A 13,431-nucleotide genomic window follows, 5' to 3' on the forward strand; every position below is an offset into this window, starting at 1 on the left:
CACGTGTAATTTAACTTTATATTGGGGTGTACCGCCTTACCTCATTAGTATTTCTAAAAAATTAGTGGCATGTTGATGAGCGAGTTGTAACTGGCCCATCATGAGTTCGTGACGTTGCCGCAGCACTTCCAGCCGATTTAGATTCCAGGCACGTAGCTGTGCATCGGGCTGCGCTTTAGCCTGGTCGCAGGCTTGCTTTAGGTGGGCCAATTGGATCCTGGCCCAATGGATTTGTTGCTCATAATAACTGATTTGTCGGTCAAAAGTTGCCTGACGCAATTGATGAATCTGACGAGCATGCAAACTGGGTGACAGGATCGTTTCCCACTCGTGCTGGAGGTGTCGGGTTTGATTTAGCAACGATTGCCCGTCAAATAGGTCAATGGGCCACTGGATCCACCGACCTGTTTGATAGGTTTTCACTTCCTTAAGTACTAAGCCTTGGGCGACATACTCGGAAACTTTATCGAAGAGCTCTTCAAGGTTATTGGCTGCGAAACCAAAATTCGTCCAGACAACACCCTGGGATTCGCCCTGCAAAACGAGAACAAGCTGGCTCATTTGTCGATATGTTCTTACCTCTCCAATATTAAGAACGATGAATTGTATTTCTTCAGAAAACCTGACAGGAAACGGCAAGTTAATTAAATCAGGAAGGCCCTGGATTGTAAGTGGAATAATTCTTTTTAATCCGTCCTGAATATCTCTCCGCATACTTTCCCCGGTTCAAAGCGTGTGGGAACCTCCCCCAGAATGACTTCACCTGGTGAGTTCGTGCAACCTTTTTTCAAATGTATACTTACCGTAATGGATATCTAATAGCCAAGTACGGACGTTGACCGTATATTTAACTGTCTGATTTATACGAACAATGTCCGTATGGACTTGCAACAGTTTACTGGAGGAAGATTAAGATGTTTAAGCCAGTAATAGTACCCACTTGTACTAACATTCAACACTTTACACATCCGCGCGGTGGTCCGATTCTCAACGGGAAACTGTTGAGCGTGCAGTTTTATAAACCGAAAGGTTTCCCGTCGCCCTTGGAGAAGATGTTGACGACCTTTTTTAAAATATCACGTTCCAGCAAGGTTTCTTTCAACTCTTTCTGAAGCTGTCGAATTTGCTTTTGCTCCTCCGTTAGCCTAGTAGGCACTTTACCCAATATCTCCGGTTGAACCTTTTGTTGGCGCCATTTAGTAATTCGGCTCGGGTCAATTCCCAATTCCTTGGCAGCTTCTTTAACCGATCCCTTAGCAAAGGATAATTCCACAGCCATTTCTTTGAAAGCGGGATCAATTACGCGTCGTTTCACAATAGTCAAATTTAAGTAAATCCTTAAATCTGCCAAAAAGCACCCTCCAGTCAAAGTTAGCAAGTCCATGGGAGTTGACAGAATGTTTAGACCCATATAGCGTTTTAACTCAATAAACCAATTTTGGGCCAGTCCTAAGACTAAAGCCTTATCCAAAAATTTTATGAAAACAACCTTATTGAGTTTGTCAATATTCGTAATTACTTGTTTTTCTGCCACTTGTCAAGACCTGTCAGGAACCTGGTCAGGGAGTATAAACCAAGGTAAATCACCAATGTATACGTTCATAGTTAAGATCAATCAGGAAGGGAGCGAACTATCTGGTACGTGCGAAATCATAAATACCTATAAAAAGAATGGGGTCACCGAAAAGTTTCAGGGCACTTTTACGAATAATGAGATAAGCCTTACTGAAACCTCTGTTATCCGCTATAAAATGTCTCCTTCCGTGAAAGGATGGTGTTTGAAGATACTTTCTGGCACACTCACAACCCGTGAAAAAGAGTATGTAATCGAAGGAACCTGGACGAGTGATATGGGATTTACACCAGGCCGTGGGTATTCAAACTCTGATTGCGAACCGGGTATTTTTAGAATAGCGAAAGCAATTTCTTCCAAGGATGAGCCACCCACGCTCAGTCAATCTGATCAAAAAGAAAGTGGACCCATCTTATTGAAAAATGTCCTATTTGAGTTGCAAACTGATAAACTCTTTCCTCAGGCATACGCAGAGCTGGATACCTTGGTCATTCAACTGAAAGAGAAACCCCAGGTAAGAATTCGACTGGAAGGCCATACGGATTATATTAAAAACTCATCAGCTCAGGGGGATTTATTACTTTCTGAAAAACGGGTAAATAAAGTAAAAGGGTACTTAATTAAAAAAGGGATAAAGGGTGATCGGATTGAGACAAAAGGGTACGGTCACAGTAAGCCACTGCTTCCTCCCCCTAATGAAGCGAACCGGCGGGTCGAATTTGTCATTCTTAATTAATGGGAATTCCCAGCGTTGAAAGCATGTTACACCGTCCTCATCCATTAACTTCCACCCCGCATGAAAGATCCGAAATCCATCAAACAGTTCATAAAGGAAGGTAAAGAGGCATTGCGTTATCTGCGGTCTGAAGGAATAGATATTGATCTGGATAATTGGATATCGGTGAGAGAATATGTCAAACGTTTTCACCTAAAAGACGAAAGCGTAGTCAAAGACTGGGTACGCCGGGGTATCATACCGCCAGACCATGTGGATTTTGAGAAACCCAATACCATATGGGCCATTAAAGCCGTTCCTTATGCGGATCGGGGAATCGGTCGCTAATACCCCACTATCGCTTTCAATTTAAATATTGTTCTGGCTGCAATACCTAAACAAGATAGGAATATGGGAATTGCCAAGGCTCGATTCCCCTCGCCTTCCCGTCAGGAAAGCAAAATAGTGGATTTTGCCGGTTACTACTCTTGATTCATTTTGCAGGATGGTTTGTCAATATAGATCCCAATACAAAATAGGGAATGCAGGTAACCGGCCGCCGATTAGCCCGAAAGAGATCCTCATTTAACAAGTAAGCCATCGTTGCAACGAACATATTGGTTATCCTGGAAAATGGGTGCCAATTTTAAAAATAGTTTCGATTGTGATAACCTTTCCATTGGAAATGGCATAGATAGGACAAATGACTTCCTGCTTACTATTTCGGAAGAATTAGCAAAATCACAGGTAAACGTGGCGAAGACATTGAAGGCTAAATGACCAAATGACATGTCAAGGACAATGCAAAAACAGAAAGAGACTCCGTTCTCCTCACTCGAAAAACTGGTACTGGCTTTTGCGACCTACGCACACCGCAATCAGGTTCGCAAATATACCAATGAGCCGTATATTAATCATTGTATCGCTGTTGCTCAAATGGTCAAACTTTACGGCGGCACTGAAGAAATGGTTTGCGCGGCCTTATTACATGATACCGTTGAGGATACGGAAATAAGTGTTGACAACCTGATGAGCTTCTTTTCAAGTCTAAGAATACCTGAAAAATCCGCCATGCAAATTGGGCAATTTGTCGAGTGGTTGACGGATCAATTTACTAAAGATGCCTACCCAGAATTAAATAGACGTCAACGGAAAGAACAGGAGTTGCTCCGACTTTCTAAGTCATCTTCTGCAGTTCAAACTATCAAGTACTGCGACATGATCAATAATGCCTCTACTATTGGGAATTATAGTCCTGAATTTGCAAAGGTGTATTTACAGGAGAATCTCGACCTATTGGCCGTAATGGACAAAGGCGATCCCGAATTACGAAAAATCGCATTGGATTTAGCGGCACAGGAATCATGACAGCACTGCCAAAAGCTGACGTTTTGTTTAATGGATATGATTTGTGATCTAATCTGAAAAGGCTTGATATAGTGTCTGGTGAAGTCGAACTTTAAACAAAATCCTAATCTCCTGACTTTTTTACAAGATCTGTAAAAAATAAAACTATAGGCTTTAATCTGGGCATAAAGGGTCAGGTGAGATGGTCCAGGTTTGACGGACAGTTGAGTTGCTTAACTTAGCTGTTCGTCAAACCTGGACCATCTCAGACCACATCTACATACGCTGAAATTTTTATAGAAATCACGACTTTGGTTGTCAATTATTCGAGTCCATAAAACGAGTGGTTGTGAGGTTAAAAACTGGACGTTAATTGGATTGTGCTTTGAGTAAAAGTTTACGGCAGAAATGAGCAATCTGTCGGTCGGTAGGGTTGTCGTTACGGGTTTCCATGAACCAGATACCATTGTGGCAGGTATCGATTTTACAATAGTTCTTTTCGTCGTATACCGTCACGACTCCGAGCGAATGGTAGTAATGTTCAATCCGGTACTTCAGGCCCTTTGTGCCATATTTATCAATCCTCAGCGTCCCAAAACGAATAGTCCAGCGGTTGGATGTATTGAGCGGTTTCATTTCCATATCGAAGGTTTTCTGCATTAATTTTGATTATTCATGTCCTAAAAGGGGTAATTTAGTTTCGATTAAAGAAGTGAATGAACCACCTCAATAGAATTTAATCGATTTCCTATATGATAAAAGTTAGAAATTCGCTTCTAATCATTGTGATGGTACTTACTTGGGGATGGACAATTTTCATGGGAATCTTTGCAACCCATGCCCATGGTCGTCGAGCGGGCTGGATCATTGGAATCACATTGAATGTTCTATTAGCACTCTGCTATAGCTACTCGGTAAAACGTCCTAAAACGTGGAGAGAGTGGCTAAAAAAGTAACTGGTATTTGGAGGTTTGTTGGACTTGACGTTACAGATTGAAAACTGCAACGTCCAATATTGATCTAACGCCAGAGCTTTCTCATGATCTGGTTGAAATACCGAATCTATCCTTTTTATTTCGACAATTCAGACCAATTTTTCATCAATTCACCTCTTGCTGGTTGATAGATAGGGCAAATTAGGACTAAATTTAGGCTATTGCCCATTTCATTGAGGAATCTATACAACCTTAAAAATGATCAGGATGAATCGATTTATCCAATTTACTATCCCCACTGCTTTACTGCTTTTTTTCGGCTCCTGCTCGGTCCAAGATCACTTGCCCCCAGACTCCACACAACGCTGTAAAGTTGTGGAAGAAGTTCTCCAAAGTAATAATTCCTTTGGACCGGAGAGTATTGATATCGATGGTAATAAAGTTAATATTGGGGTATATGGACATTACTTCTATGAATATGATGATCAGGGCCGAATCAGTAAGTTTACGTCTGCACCGGTAGAAAATTCTTTGATAAATTTCTATACAGATCGCTACGAATACTTACCCAATCAGCTCAATAAATATCGAACCTTCCTTCCAGGAGGTACTTCTGAATTTAAAATACCTTTACCACTCAACGAACAGGGTACTATTATTTCCAACAATGATTATAAACATGAGTACAATACCGAAGGCTTTCTCGTGAAAACCACCTATCCGTATCAATCGCTATCAGATTGGAGAATGTATGATGATGGCGTAGATGAGTATACCGTTGAAAATGGAAACATAGTCAAACTTAAGATCACTCGACCTGGATACGACTTTATAGAGACCACTCTTTATGAGTATGATTTATCCAAGCCAAATCTTCCTTCAAGATTTGGAGCAAATGGCAAAGCGAGTAAAAACCTTCTAATCCGAGAAACGACGTATTGGGGAATTGACAAGTCGAAGGGCTATCGGGAATTCGAATCACGATATTTGTTCGACGGAAACGGTCAGGTAACGCGTCAAATAATACTAGATTATAGTTATAATGAGAAGGGTGAGAACCGTTCTAGAAATTCCATTCGAGTCATTGATTACAGTATCACCTGCAAGTAGGGTTTTAATCTGTTGGAGGGGTGATAGCCCTTTGCAATCTTCGTCAATGCAACCAACATGGCATTGAATTGTTGCTTCTGTTTCGTATCCATAAAACGAGCGATTGAATTTCTACAAAACGGCCCCTTTAGTAGTTCGCTGATTGTCAGTATTTGTCTTATTCAATAAAGAAACTCATTCCAACAATCAACGTATAGAAATTACCGCTATTTACGAGTTTTGAAACTGGGAGTTTATACATAAACCCTCACCAAACCGGATACCCCTCCACCGCCAGCACCATTACCTTATCCGCCTGCTTTTCAATCACCAACTCAACCGCATCAGGCACATTGGCCAGCAGGTCATAACCGGTTTTGCTTTCGATCTCATCCACACTGACCCGGTAGCTACTCCAGGACTGTTCTCCGGTCGTGTTGGGTACCCAGACGGCAAGAATATACGCTTCGTTGCCGCCCTCTATCAATTTCCGGGTGTAGCCTTCCAACTGGTTCCAGCTACCCCGGTTGAGCCTGGGAGCCTGTGGCACGATGTTGGTCATGAAGAAAGTGGTCCGGTTTTCCTCGGCGGTGGAATCCCGATTGTCCGACGGGCAGAGCCGGGCCTTCGCTACGGTGGCCACGTTCAAACCCGCTCAGGGAATAACCATCGTGTCTGACTTGATACCAGCCCGTCGGTAGCGTCCGATCCGGTATGAATATGCCGTTGTATCGTTTGGCTGATCCTTTCCAGGCTTTCGACAGATGCCACGAACACCAGTTGGCAATACCGGTGCTGCGGTTGTAGCTGAGCGAATAAGCGGGCCGCTCGATGAGGTAACTATTTTCTTGGTTGACCCCGCATTGCTGGGGTTTCCCAGGGCTAAGTTGGCATCGCGGGTAGGTACGGATGAATCCGGTTCGGGTTGGTCCGTCTTTCGGCAGGCGAAGGGAGCGAAGAGCAATAAAACAGAAGAAAACAGGTAAATGACGATTCGAAGCATTGAGCACGTTCAAATAATAAATGTCAAAAAGTGTCAGCAACTATTTATATCAAATAGCCGTTGTTTGTACTGCGTTTAAGACAAAAAATATAATTATCTTCGTTCATCTATTTAAAAGACAAAATATTAATTTGCACTAGTTAGGATTTTCCATGAATGTTCAAACTCGATCCTCTATGATCCTCAAAAGAACGGTTCTCTCCCCTCTACTTGCCTTAGGGCTTCTCCTGCTAGCTTGCCAGGATCACCTTGATTCCATAGTCACTCTGAAAGCTACACTCGATGGCAATTCGGTAAAGCCATTAGCAATCATTACGTCGGCGACTGGTATGTTTACGGGTAAACTGGATCTGACAACAAAAGTGTTAGACTACTCCCTTTCCTACTCAAATTTATCGGCCACATCCGTAGTGGCTCACCTGCACCAGGCTTCGGGGGTAAATGGTACGGGCCTGGTTGATATCATTATTCCAACGGGGAGTAACACATCGGGTAGTATTACAGGAACCTCATTTCCGCTGAGGCAGGCTCAGGTTGACAGTCTGGTTGCCGGTTTTTACTATGTTGATCTGCACACGGTAACTTACCCGGCCGGTGAAATTCGAGGAGAGGTCATAAAACAATAGACTGCATCTGAAGCTGGTTGGTTGGCTTTCTGCCATCTAACGGGAATGAACAATAGAAACAGAAGGGCGGCAAATCGGATCATTTTGAACATTTCACCCCAGTTGATCCATTCGCTAGTCGACCAGGTCTGTTTTGGGAAAGAAATATATCATAGATTCTATTTTTCCCAATAATTCCTGCATTGAAAAAGGCTTTAATAAAAAAGCGTCAGGCTGAGCTTCATTGGTTCCCTGCCGGGCAATGAGCCAATCGGCACCGGAAATCAAAATAACAGGTATTTTCCAAGTCGACGTCCTGAGAAGAGCCATCACGTCCAAACCACTTAATCGGGGCATCAGCAGGTCCAGCAAAATGAGATCGGGCCGTTGCTCGGAGCGGAGCCAATTAATGGCTTCCTGACCATCTCTGGCCAGCAATACCTCGTAACCGGCTTTCGTTAATTGAAGCGTTACCAGTTGGCGATAAGTAGCATCATCATCAACAATCAGTATTCTTGGTTTCCTGTGTATCTTCTCTTCCACCCTTTGCTCCTCTCAATAAACTATCCAGTGTCCTTTCGCCTATCAGGGGTTATCGGTAAGAACGATGTTGGCATTCAGTTGTTCAGGCTGATTTATTTTCCGGTAGCAGCCGCTGCATGTTTTAATTGACCGGTTGCGGAATGGGTGATATGTGTGATCAAGATTTGACAAGATTTGATTTGGTATCGATGTAAAATACCGTTGCATCAGCCGCTTAGCCATGATCCTCTCCACAAAAATCTTTAAGCCAATGAATGACTCGCAGATCAAGCAGGTGCGGGGTAAAAATTCAATGACAAAGAGATCAAGTACAACGCACTGCTTGAAATCATGGGGCCGTTTAGCAAATGCCTCGTGGTGGCCCAGCGTCCCATTCTTCCCGAAGTCGGTCGTGACCAGCGGCAGGGCGTCGAGTACAACCTTGGGTGTATCGCGTTAAATCGGGCGGATTATAAACCACTCCTCGCTATTCTGGAAGAGATGGCGGGCGGAGATATCCAAAATGATAACTACCTGAAGGCGCGGGTGATGATGGAGAAAAGTTTAACCGACCCGGATTGGGTATCCGAGCTTTAAAGAACTGGCCGGAGGTGATTGGAAGAACCCGCAACGCCTTCATATCCGGGTTATTATAGAACAGGAATCAAAGTAACAAACAATGCTGGCCATATGTAAGTATCCCTGAAATTCGGACAGTTTAGAATTAGAGAAAAATGCTAATTTTAAACTGATTCCTATGAAAAAGACGCGATTCACCGAATCCCAAATTGTCAAGATCCTCAAGCAGCAGGAGAATGGCATCCCCACCAAGGAAATTTGCCGTGAACATGGCATTTCCGAAGCCACCTTTTACAACTGGAAAAGCAAGTATGGCGGTATGGAAGCCTCCGATGTTAAACGTCTGAAAGATCTCGAAGAAGAGAACGCTCGACTGAAGAAGATGTATGCCGATCTGGCGATGGACAATCAAATCCTGAAGGATCTATTCACAAAAAAAGGCTGGGCCCTGCCACTAAAAGGCAATTAGCCGAAGAGATTGTTCTTGAACAAGCTATTCCCGTGAGCAGGGCCTGTCAGCTAGTTTCTTTACCGCGTTCGCAATTCTATTACAGTACTAAAAAGGACGACACCGCAGTGATTGAGGTGTTGCAAGACTTGGCTTTTGCCCATCCTTCGTATGGGTTCCGGAAACTGTTCGCCTACATTCGAAGATCTGGCCAGACTTGGAATCATAAAAAGGTGTATAGGATTTACAAACTGCTCAAGCTGAACAGAAAACGCAGGGGTAAACGCAGGCTGCCAACTCGCGTGAAGCATCCGCTGCAACAGCAAACAGTCATTAATAGTAGCTGGAGCATGGATTTCATGAGCGATACGATGGTGGGCAACCGCAAATTCCGGACGTTCAATGTCATCGACGACTGTACGCGGGAGGTTCTGGCGATTGAGATCGACACGTCTCTTTCCGCCAAAAGGATCATCCGAACTTTGGAACGGGTGATTAAAGAGCGGGGAAAGCCCAAGACAATTCGAACTGACAATGGCCCAGAATTTACTTCGGGTGATTTTGAGCTTTGGTGTAAGGGTGAGACGATTGAGATTCAGTATATCCAGCCAGGCAAACCGATGCAAAATGGCTATGTTGAGCGCTTCAATCGACTGTATCGAGAAGCTATTTTGGATGCCTATTTATTTTTTGAACTTGATCAGGTCCGACAACTGACTAGTGATTGGATGGAGGAATATAACCTAAGAAGGCCCCATGAGTCACTGGGTAATCTCACGCCCGAAGAGTGGAAAAACAGGGTGATTGAAAATGAAGAAACTCTAATTGTTACTGTCTGAAATTAGGGGTACTTACACATACAAATAATTTATCCGGAGATGACCTGCTGGATTTCCAAAGAGGTCGCTGACTACCGGGAAATACAAGACCCTTATGCCGTTGAGACAGAGGAAGAGTTTAAGGAAATTCAGGAAGCGCAAGCCATTTTTCATGGCAACCTTCTGATCCTGGAGTTTCATAAATACAAACATTGCCTGAACTGAAAGGAAGACAAGCTTTCAATGCATCAAGTGGGGCTTCTTTTCAAAATGCCTCAAATATGATGATGAATGCCCCAAACATGACAGGCCGTTTCTTTAAATAAGGCGAAGTTTGCGGATAGATAATACTGTTAGGGGAACAACCCGGCTACCGTTTAGCCGGGTTTGTTTTTGGGAGGTCTACCTGGCTATTTACTAGCTTTCTTCGTGTTCTGACTGAACCGGCATCTTTTTTGTTCTATTCGGTTGAATTCATCATTTTTTATCAATGGACTATTGCATTGTCTATCTGAGTTCTTCAAAAGCATTACTCTCCAACGAGGAGTTAACTGCCATCCTGCACTTAAGCCGAAAGAACAATAATGAGCGAGGGATCACCGGTATTTTACTATACTTCAACGGCAGTATTATTCAAGCCCTGGAGGGACCGAAAGAAAAAGTGAAAGCATTGTATGCAACAATTTGTCAGGATACCCGCCATCTGAATGTAACGCCTTTATACAGCAAAGCCATTGCCAAACGCTCCTTCGGCGATTGGTCGATGGGTTACAGGACCTTGTCAGCGACTGAATTGAAAGACTTGACGAGCCTACGCATCGGAAAAGGCGGGCAGCCTTTAGGGAGTAAAAGTGAGGACAGCATCGTCCTGCGGCTCATCCAACTCTTTTACATGACAAACTCCCGCAACTAAGGAACCTATCCTAAAAAGTAGTTCATAAAACGAGTTGTTTGTGAATGGGAGGTAATGGGTTACCGGTTCGTTTCGACCAATGCACCCACTAAATACCGAATAGAGCCTTGGTGAATCTTATTTTTGTAAACCTCTCCCCATATTTGTGAATAGCCTACTTGCAATCGTTTGCCCAGGCTTAACTCTACCAGAGCATTCTTTAATTGCTGTTCACCGTTTAGGCTCCAAATGCCAAAACCACCCCTTAGCCAGCCTTTATACCGCACATCCAGGTTTACATCGGTTAAGGAGGTAACATCCGAGTGGTCCTGAATCTTTTGAGAAAATGAGCGGAAGTAGACGCCGGGGCTTACTATAAATTGTTGGCCAAGAGAAATATGCCCTTCCGCATAAGCGGTAAAACGTTTGGGAAATGTAATCTCCTTCAAAACATCGTTGCCAACATCATAAGGTAGTTGATGGATCGTAAGAAAGGGCACAATGGGGAATGTGTTTTTTAGTATATCCAAGTAAGCAATGCCCACTGTAAAGTGAGGGTTTCGGATAGCTAATCCAATGCCACCATTGAAATTGTTACGGATAGCACGTAAATAAGGATCCGAACTGCTATAAAGATGGACATAGAAAGAAACGTTATGATACCCAATAATTTCAGGGTAAAACCCCAAAACCCTGGATAAATAGTGATTAGAGCTATGTCCATAGCTAAACTGGAAGCCTCCAATTACTTCGGTTTTGTTCCTGCTCCAAATAGGGATGGACAAGCCGCCGGTTAGACCAATTAATCTTTGCAAGGACCTGTAATCATATAAGTAGCGCTGAGGTTGGGGAAGTTCATCGTTGTAAACCTGGGTCGATACAAAATCAAATCCCCGACCGACTGTTAAGTCCAGTTTGAGCTTGCGCAAACAGGCCTGTATACTAACCTTTGAATGAATCGTATGGGGAAAAGGAGCTACAAGGAAGGATGACAGTATTGGCATCGGAATGTTCGTACCGATAAAACTATGGGAAGCCCGCACCGAAATCCTTGCTTTTGGACTGATCAATGCAGGATTTATACTTGATTGATCAAATCGATAAGTTAGCGCATTTAAATAATTCTGAGCTTTGCTTTTTAGAGGAAATACGAATGATAATATTAGAAAGTAGAGATAATAAGTAAAAACACGCATCGAAAGTAGAGTTAGGAGAACGTCTTGGAAATTTATGAAACTTGGTTAATATAATTTAATGAAACGAAAATTGTCTATTGGTTTGAGGAGTCGCTCCATCAGTAAAACCCTTATCTATTTCGGTAGCAATACACTCATGCACAGTGGAAAATCAAAGTATGTAGAAAATGCATGAAATGAAGCTCTAAAAAAATCTTCTTTTTTTCTTCAGCTTGTTTCTGGGTATGCTGAAGCATGTGGTGAGGTGGAATCCATACCTATATGCTGTTTATGATACTATTGCCGTGGGTAGGTATGGAAAATCTGTCATGCCGTTCTTAATTGCATTGGCTTTGCATTCCTGCTCTGTTTCAAAGTCAGTTTCAGAGCTTTTCGCGTATTTGCCATCGATTGACAGGTGCCATGACCAGCGATTTGCTTCGTTTCGAGTAAACAACCAACTCTGACTGTCTCCCATTTCTGAATTGTCTTGATTAGCCATTCCTTTATGACTTGCTAATGGTTCGGGGCGTTGATATTAACGCCCCGAACCACCGATAATATACTTTTGTCGGTTTTGTCGGGACGTCGCCCTAGGTATTTGAGAAAATATTACTGATACGGCCGATCAATAATTATCCGAATGCCGTGTTTAATTGGTATGGCGTCAACGCAGTTGGTGGGTATTACGCCCGCCGAAATCCAGTCTTCCACAACTTGGGGAGTAATGCCATACTTTTCTGCATATTCTGGCACCCGTAACCATTCTATTAAGTCCAATTCGTGGCCTCGTTCGCGCAGGAATGCAAGGGTGTGCTCCTGACCCCGTTTCATTTCCTCCAGCAAGGCGTCCAGATCGATTTTTTCACCATCATCCATATTGAGTCTGCCGTGATTTTGTAGGTATTCGACACTTGCTGAAGCTCAACGATTATTCAGATTGGATGGCTTTACTTCTTTAGATTTAGAACCGTAGAATGAAGCAATGCTAATTTCCATTCTGCATTCGTTTTCTCCAACACGGCACTTTCAAGCCAGCGAACCTGCCGTTGTTTTCCAGCTCTTGAAATATCGGCGGTATTGTGATAGCTCACCCACGCCACCGGTCCTTTAACCGTGACCTTGATAAAATCAATGGTATTTACCCGTTTCATACCACTGCCCTGATTGGGCTTCAAGCGATTCTCCAACGTATCAATGGTCCACACTTGTCCGTCTTCAAGCAGGCTGAAATCCGTTTGGCAATAGGCTCTTAGTTTGGGCAAGTCGAGATCGGCAATTGCCTGAAAAGCATCGACAACTACTTTTTTCACTTGATCTTCTTCCTTATTCACTTGACCACGGCCTGGCAAGGGTATAGTCAAGAGCACGACCAGTAAAAACCAAAGGCAGTATTTCTGTAAAATATCTCCGGTGCGGTTATTGGAAAGCATAGCCATCATGGTTTAATGGAGGAAAAGAAGTACGGGAATTTAACAAGGCTATTTATGGATCGAGTTTATAGCAGAGTTGTTAATAACCAATGTTTAAACCAACAAAAAAAGCAGCTATGATTTCACACATAACTGCTTGATTTCCAAGTGACCCCGGACAGGTTCGAACTGTCGACCCAGTGATTAAAAGTCATTGACCTTTTCCTATTCGTTAAAATTCAATACCATCCAATATATTCAAAATCAGCGTATTTACGACATTCTTACTAGTGGTTACTGTTGGTTAGTTCTGGTTAT

The 13,431-nt window shown here is 43.1% G+C and carries 17 protein-coding genes and 1 pseudogene; 9 read left to right on the top strand and 9 right to left on the bottom strand.

What is annotated here, in order from left to right:
* Window positions 1–36 precede the first annotated feature (36 nt).
* A complete protein-coding gene (locus tag EHT25_RS08755; RefSeq protein WP_124873348.1) occupies window positions 37–714 on the bottom strand; it encodes a hypothetical protein in 678 nt (225 codons plus the stop codon).
* Between the two features lie 301 nt (window positions 715–1,015).
* Window positions 1,016–1,534 carry a transposase gene (locus EHT25_RS08760; RefSeq protein ID WP_185731306.1) on the bottom strand — a complete coding sequence of 173 codons (519 nt, stop codon included), beginning with the start codon at window positions 1,532–1,534 and terminating at the stop codon, window positions 1,016–1,018.
* Window positions 1,535–1,589: 55 nt separating this feature from the next.
* Between EHT25_RS08760 and EHT25_RS08765 the strand changes: the two genes are divergently transcribed.
* The 3 genes from EHT25_RS08765 to EHT25_RS08775 all read left to right on the top strand — a co-directional run bounded on the left by EHT25_RS08765 (window position 1,590) and on the right by EHT25_RS08775 (window position 3,656).
* On the top strand, window positions 1,590–2,309 hold the full coding sequence (locus EHT25_RS08765; protein ID WP_185731307.1) for an OmpA family protein: 720 nt from the start codon (window positions 1,590–1,592) through the stop codon (window positions 2,307–2,309).
* A 60-nt stretch (window positions 2,310–2,369) separates the two neighbouring features.
* Window positions 2,370–2,636 carry a hypothetical protein gene (locus EHT25_RS08770; RefSeq protein ID WP_124873355.1) on the top strand — a complete coding sequence of 89 codons (267 nt, stop codon included), beginning with the start codon at window positions 2,370–2,372 and terminating at the stop codon, window positions 2,634–2,636.
* A gap of 453 nt (window positions 2,637–3,089) precedes the next feature.
* The gene (locus EHT25_RS08775; RefSeq protein WP_185731308.1) at window positions 3,090–3,656 is read left to right on the top strand and encodes an HD domain-containing protein; all 567 of its coding nucleotides are present in this window, start codon (window positions 3,090–3,092) and stop codon (window positions 3,654–3,656) included.
* 348 nt (window positions 3,657–4,004) lie between these two features.
* Here EHT25_RS08775 and EHT25_RS08780 read toward each other — a convergent pair whose 3' ends face one another.
* Window positions 4,005–4,271 (bottom strand): hypothetical protein, encoded by a 267-nt coding sequence (locus EHT25_RS08780; RefSeq protein WP_221622252.1) that lies wholly within the window; start codon window positions 4,269–4,271, stop codon window positions 4,005–4,007.
* 566 nt (window positions 4,272–4,837) lie between these two features.
* Between EHT25_RS08780 and EHT25_RS08785 the strand changes: the two genes are divergently transcribed.
* On the top strand, window positions 4,838–5,680 hold the full coding sequence (locus EHT25_RS08785; protein ID WP_124873362.1) for a hypothetical protein: 843 nt from the start codon (window positions 4,838–4,840) through the stop codon (window positions 5,678–5,680).
* 247 nt (window positions 5,681–5,927) lie between these two features.
* Here EHT25_RS08785 and EHT25_RS33305 read toward each other — a convergent pair whose 3' ends face one another.
* Complete coding sequence (locus EHT25_RS33305; protein ID WP_262707818.1) at window positions 5,928–6,221, bottom strand: DNA/RNA non-specific endonuclease; 294 nt, start codon at window positions 6,219–6,221, stop codon at window positions 5,928–5,930.
* Window positions 6,178–6,669 carry a DNA/RNA non-specific endonuclease gene (locus EHT25_RS08790; RefSeq protein ID WP_262707823.1) on the bottom strand — a complete coding sequence of 164 codons (492 nt, stop codon included), beginning with the start codon at window positions 6,667–6,669 and terminating at the stop codon, window positions 6,178–6,180. Before EHT25_RS08790 ends, EHT25_RS33305 begins: the two co-directional genes overlap by 44 nt.
* Before the next feature lie 169 nt (window positions 6,670–6,838).
* Here EHT25_RS08790 and EHT25_RS08795 point away from each other — a divergent pair, with 169 nt between their 5' ends.
* Window positions 6,839–7,288, top strand: coding sequence for a CHRD domain-containing protein (locus EHT25_RS08795; protein ID WP_185731309.1), 450 nt, complete (start codon window positions 6,839–6,841; stop codon window positions 7,286–7,288).
* Window positions 7,289–7,402: 114 nt separating this feature from the next.
* Here the strand turns inward: EHT25_RS08795 and EHT25_RS08800 are convergent, their stop codons facing one another.
* A complete protein-coding gene (locus EHT25_RS08800) occupies window positions 7,403–7,810 on the bottom strand; it encodes a response regulator (RefSeq protein ID WP_124873366.1) in 408 nt (135 codons plus the stop codon).
* 330 nt (window positions 7,811–8,140) lie between these two features.
* On the opposite strand from EHT25_RS08800, the gene EHT25_RS08805 reads away from it, so the two are divergent.
* The 4 genes from EHT25_RS08805 (at window position 8,141) to EHT25_RS08815 (ending at window position 10,547) form a co-directional block, all read left to right on the top strand.
* Window positions 8,141–8,386, top strand: coding sequence for a hypothetical protein (locus EHT25_RS08805; RefSeq protein WP_124873369.1), 246 nt, complete (start codon window positions 8,141–8,143; stop codon window positions 8,384–8,386).
* A 160-nt stretch (window positions 8,387–8,546) separates the two neighbouring features.
* Window positions 8,547–9,655 (top strand): IS3 family transposase gene (locus EHT25_RS08810; RefSeq protein ID WP_229311472.1). Its coding sequence is split into 2 segments (ribosomal slippage): window positions 8,547–8,793 and window positions 8,793–9,655, totalling 1,110 coding nucleotides; the frame shifts between segments, so codons are not numbered across the junction.
* A gap of 39 nt (window positions 9,656–9,694) precedes the next feature.
* Window positions 9,695–9,859, top strand: a complete 165-nt coding sequence (locus tag EHT25_RS32960) for a hypothetical protein (RefSeq protein ID WP_221622253.1) — start codon at window positions 9,695–9,697, stop codon at window positions 9,857–9,859.
* Window positions 9,860–10,124: 265 nt separating this feature from the next.
* The gene (locus tag EHT25_RS08815) at window positions 10,125–10,547 is read left to right on the top strand and encodes a BLUF domain-containing protein (RefSeq protein ID WP_124873373.1); all 423 of its coding nucleotides are present in this window, start codon (window positions 10,125–10,127) and stop codon (window positions 10,545–10,547) included.
* A gap of 59 nt (window positions 10,548–10,606) precedes the next feature.
* Here EHT25_RS08815 and EHT25_RS08820 read toward each other — a convergent pair whose 3' ends face one another.
* The 3 genes and pseudogenes from EHT25_RS08820 to EHT25_RS08830 form a co-directional block, all read right to left on the bottom strand.
* Window positions 10,607–11,722, bottom strand: a complete 1,116-nt coding sequence (locus EHT25_RS08820; protein WP_124873375.1) for a hypothetical protein — start codon at window positions 11,720–11,722, stop codon at window positions 10,607–10,609.
* Between the two features lie 591 nt (window positions 11,723–12,313).
* Window positions 12,314–12,589, bottom strand: a pseudogene (locus tag EHT25_RS08825) (hypothetical protein); the annotation flags it as partial.
* A 62-nt stretch (window positions 12,590–12,651) separates the two neighbouring features.
* Window positions 12,652–13,134: a nuclear transport factor 2 family protein gene (locus tag EHT25_RS08830; protein WP_185731310.1), complete on the bottom strand. Its 483-nt coding sequence runs from the start codon at window positions 13,132–13,134 to the stop codon at window positions 12,652–12,654.
* Window positions 13,135–13,431: the final 297 nt, after the last annotated feature.

The sequence above is a fragment of the Larkinella rosea genome, from assembly GCF_003858635.1.
Lineage (GTDB): Bacteria > Bacteroidota > Bacteroidia > Cytophagales > Spirosomataceae > Larkinella > Larkinella rosea.